We start from the raw sequence: 4,105 nt of genomic DNA on the forward strand, positions 1-4,105 counted from the left end.
GCCGTACAAGATCAGAGTTTCATTTGTCGGCACGCCAAGAATGCATATACTACAAGGGGTATCAACTAGGAGACTGATGGCTATGCCGAAGATCGATGAACTCTTTCGCATGATGATCGACCATGGGGCGTCGGACCTGCACATGATCGCTGGACAAGTCCCGACCTTTCGCATCAACGGTGAATTGGAGCGCCTACCGGGAACTGCGGTACTCGACAACCAAGTGCTCCACGACATGCTCTATGAGATCACACCGAGCCCGAAGAAGGAGGCATTCGAAGCGACGGGCGATGTGGACTTCGGGTATGAAATTCCAGGAATAGCCCGCTTCCGTTCCAATTTCTTCAACCACAAATATGGGATGGGGGCGGTGTTTCGGAAGATTCCCACCACCATTCTCTCTGCCGAGGCGCTGGGTCTTCCGCCTGTGCTCACACGCGCCGCGATGTTGCGGAAAGGGCTGGTGCTCGTCACAGGCCCCACCGGGAGCGGAAAGTCGACGACGTTAGCGGCGATGGTCGACTATGCGAATAGCCATCGGAAAGATCACATTCTGACCATCGAAGATCCGATCGAGTTCGTCCACCAAAGCAAGAACTGCATCGTCAACCACCGAGAGATCGGCTTACACACCGTCACATTCGGCTCGGCTCTGCGGGGAGCCCTCCGGGAGGATCCGGACATTATTCTCGTCGGCGAAATGCGAGACCTAGAAACCATCGCGTTGGCGGTGGAGGCAGCGGCAACCGGGCATTTGGTGTTCGGAACGCTGCACACGGAGAACGCCGCCAAGACCGTCGACCGCATCATCGAAGTCTTTCCTGCCTCAGAGCAGCCGCAGATTCGCAATACCCTGTCCACGGCGCTACGCGTCGTGGTGGCGCAAAACCTATTCAAGCGAATCGATCAGAAAGGGCGGTGTGCCGCGCTGGAAATTTTGGTCTGCACTCCGGCCGTCAGCAATCTCATCCGGGACGCCAAAACCGTCCAAATCGCCTCGCAGATGCAAACCGGGAAGAACGTCGGCATGCAGACTCTAGATGACGCAATTCAGGATCTCCTCACGAAGAAATGGATCTCGCCCGAGGAGGCCTACGAGAAATGCATCGACAAGAATCGCTTCGCCAAGCTCCTCAAAACCCCGCCGGATGCCCTGCAGTAGCCATAGAGGAAACACCCGTGTTCGTACGATCATCCTGCTCGTATTGATGCGATTGCCCAGTACTTACCAGACAGCGGTCTGCCGAAAGCAAACGACCCAGAATCCAGCACATTGTACGAAGTAATAGAGTCAGACGCCTTTCCTTCCTCCAGTTCAGAAGCCCCCACATACCGCCGGCTTGTTATGCAGCGCCCCCAAAAGCTTTTGTCATCAGAGCTGCGAGGAACTCCTTGTGTTTGGCTGTATCGCCCTTGGTGAGGCGGATGCGGTAGCGTCCCCACCGGGAGTCATAATCCATCACGTCAAGACCAGAGCCATCAAGCTGAGCCTGAGTCTCGTCTGAGCGATCCAGGCGCACCTCAAGCCGTAGCCAGTCCTTTTTCGGACGGAAGATCACAAAGTTGTTCGGCTGCCCAGCCTTGGCGAGGCCGATATAGAACTTGTTGTACTTGAACTCGAGATCCGGATCGAGATCACGCACAACTTCTAGCATCTCGTCTGCCATCGCGAGAGTGTGCCTACTCGCACGAGCCTCCCAGTAAGACCGGTCAGTTACCGCTTGGACTTCTTCGTCTTCTTCCACTAGTCCGAGCCGTATTTCGTCGAGCACCTTTGAGCAGACGAGCGACACGGAGTCGCCAAGCCGAATCGCGCTCAGTTAAATAGCCACAAGTGGAATAGAACCGTTGAAGAGGCTTATGACATTCAGGAACCGACTTGTGATGTCCTCGGCTACAATTACTGCCGTGTGGTCGTATTGGGGATACCGCTTCCGCTCAATATCCCAGTATTCGATGGTGCGGATGATATGCGCCTCGTCGGTCTTGCCCAACTGAACCTCCACCTCGTATCGCTTGTTCGTCTCCGCATCTTGCAAAAGGAGATCAAGGCGCCCTGCATGAGGTTGGGGGCGTTCTCGATCCTTCAAGACAAGATCCCCGAGACCAAGTATCGCTGGATCCTCCCCGATCCGGTCCTGCAACCATCGCTCATTCAGCTCTGGATGGTCCTTTAGCCAGATACGTTCAGGCTTCATGTACTTAAGTGAGGGCATCCTGTTCTCCATAGCTTCTCAAAGATACAAACGAGGTCGGAGGCGTTTCTTCATACATATCTCATCGAGTCACGACTTTGAAGGTATCCCCAGCAAGAATGAGCCCCTCGGTGCCGTCGGCAAGCTTGACCTTGAAGCCGTCTGAATCCTGACCGTGATACACCGCGACAACTCGTGCCGTTTCGCCTGGCCTTAGAGTCACTACAACCTTTCCAGGTTCTACACCAGTACTCGTACTCGCGGACCCAGGAGAAGGCGACGACTGCTCGATAAGCCGAACCTCTGTTGGCCTCTCGGCCTCAAGCCAGTTTTCTCGCATACGCTCCTCAATAAATGATCCCCCCACCACCCAATATCGGTCGTCCGGCTCATCGATCGAGACGTGCACAAGATTCATGCGGGCCAGCTGCGTGCCGATTTCGGCTTTAGTGAAGGCGACTAACCCGGAGGTATGATTCTGATGCATTGATGTCAACCTATCAAGAAGGTCGACAGAGAACCTTGGATGACTCTGCAGGCTATGCAGCCGATCGTTTCCGATGTGCTGACTTTTTGGTGGAGCGCCGGGATGGCTGAGTTGACTTGCCAGCCGCGTCACACAAGACCCGCAAGGCTCGGTTCACGGAGGCCGAATCCGGAAATACTTTTGCTAAGTCCGGATCGACTAGCACAAGATTTGTTCCCGTCATGGCTTGCTTATAGTATTTTCCACGCACGGCCTTTCTCAGCTTGGTCAAATCGTATTCTGATCGAAGGTCGTCTTTCACTGCTTTAGTGGAACCCTTCCGCATACTGTTCCCTTTCTTTTGGAGTTGCTTTCCTCGCACTTATAATTCGAATCCGCTTTCCGCGATCACAATGCGAAAGGAACAACACGCGACCCGATCTCGATAGACCAACGGTAAGCTCTCGAGGTTCTTCATCTGAGTGGTCTGGGTCCTCAAAGGTCACTGCGTTGACATCTTGAAATACCGTAGCCGCCTCCTCAAAAGACACGCCGTGCTTCCGTCGGTTTGCTTCAGCCTTCTTCGGATCCCACTCATAAGTCACGCCCTAGGTTAGCATGTTTCAAAAGCCTGAGCGAATAGTCGACCAGAAAGCCGGAGAACAATATGATCTGCGTGCTTATCGTCCGGCTCAATAAATGATCCCGCCCACGACCCAGTGCCGGTCATCGGGAATATCGATCAACAATCGGGTGAGATTCATACGGGCTAGCTGCGAGCCGATCTCATCTTCGGTGAAGGCCGCCAGCAGGGAATTGTAGAAATCTCGGCGTAAAATGTCCGGCTCGTTGGCCGCGTACCCAATCCGGCCTGCTTCACTGCCTGTTCACCCAACTGAATCATCGGCGCCGAGGCATCAATCCCGATAACCTGGCAGGCTGGATACAGTGTGGCAAATCGAATCGGAATGTCGGCTGGGCCGCATCCCAGATCCAGCACGCGCCCCTGCGAAAACTCGGGGAAGTACCCTTTAAAGCAATCGACGAATCCTTGATTCTCTTCCGCAAAGTCGGCACGCGCATAGGCGTCGGCCTGCTTCGGATCATCCATGAGTTCTGGTTCGAGTACTCGGTCCATTGAACCCCCCTTAGAGGGATACGGTTGAGACTAAGGCTAAGCGAACCTCCTCGGCCTCAACCTTGGCCTTAACCTTTGTTTATCGTGACAGCATCTCCTGGCCGTACCACGCCCCCGCGCAGCACTTTCGCATAGACACGACTCCAACCGGGATTGAGCTTCTGGGAAATACGCGAAATGTCCTCATCCCGAAACCATCGCCCATTGTGGCTGCAGGGCGTCGTATAGCTCGTCACCTCGAGTTGGACCTCCGGGCCGATGGTTAACCTGACGCCGGGACGCACCTGGTCCCAGTCCAATCCTGAC

The 4,105-nt window shown here is 54.7% G+C and carries 4 protein-coding genes and 3 pseudogenes; 1 reads left to right on the top strand and 6 read right to left on the bottom strand.

All coding sequences use genetic code 11. The features are described 5' to 3' along the window. Positions 1-82 precede the first annotated feature (82 nt). Complete coding sequence (locus HZB34_14930) at positions 83-1,162, top strand: type IV pilus twitching motility protein PilT (GenBank protein MBI5317255.1); 1,080 nt, start codon at positions 83-85, stop codon at positions 1,160-1,162. 181 nt (positions 1,163-1,343) lie between these two features. Here the strand turns inward: HZB34_14930 and HZB34_14935 are convergent. The 6 genes and pseudogenes from HZB34_14935 to HZB34_14960 form a co-directional block, all read right to left on the bottom strand. Further along, positions 1,344-2,216: pseudogene (locus HZB34_14935) on the bottom strand (hypothetical protein). 61 nt (positions 2,217-2,277) lie between these two features. After that, complete coding sequence (locus tag HZB34_14940) at positions 2,278-2,682, bottom strand: hypothetical protein (GenBank protein MBI5317256.1); 405 nt, start codon at positions 2,680-2,682, stop codon at positions 2,278-2,280. 133 nt (positions 2,683-2,815) lie between these two features. After that, positions 2,816-3,007, bottom strand: a pseudogene (locus tag HZB34_14945) (hypothetical protein). Beyond that, positions 2,988-3,266 carry a BrnT family toxin gene (locus HZB34_14950; protein MBI5317257.1) on the bottom strand — a complete coding sequence of 93 codons (279 nt, stop codon included), beginning with the start codon at positions 3,264-3,266 and terminating at the stop codon, positions 2,988-2,990. The pseudogene HZB34_14945 and the gene HZB34_14950 overlap by 20 nt, the downstream one beginning before the upstream one ends. Before the next feature lie 87 nt (positions 3,267-3,353). Then, positions 3,354-3,799: pseudogene (locus HZB34_14955) on the bottom strand (methyltransferase domain-containing protein). 68 nt (positions 3,800-3,867) lie between these two features. Further along, on the bottom strand, positions 3,868-4,105 hold a 238-nt coding region (locus tag HZB34_14960), incomplete at its 5' end, for an MOSC domain-containing protein (protein MBI5317258.1).

This window comes from Nitrospirota bacterium, from assembly GCA_016219645.1.
Classification (GTDB): Bacteria; Nitrospirota; Nitrospiria; order Nitrospirales; family Nitrospiraceae; genus Palsa-1315.

Coding starts and splice junctions, on each gene's coding strand:
- HZB34_14930 (MBI5317255.1), top strand. CDS start 83: ATGCCGAAGATCGATGAACTCTTTCGCATGATGATCGACCATGGGGCG.
- HZB34_14940 (MBI5317256.1), bottom strand. CDS start 2,682: ATGCATCAGAATCATACCTCCGGGTTAGTCGCCTTCACTAAAGCCGAA.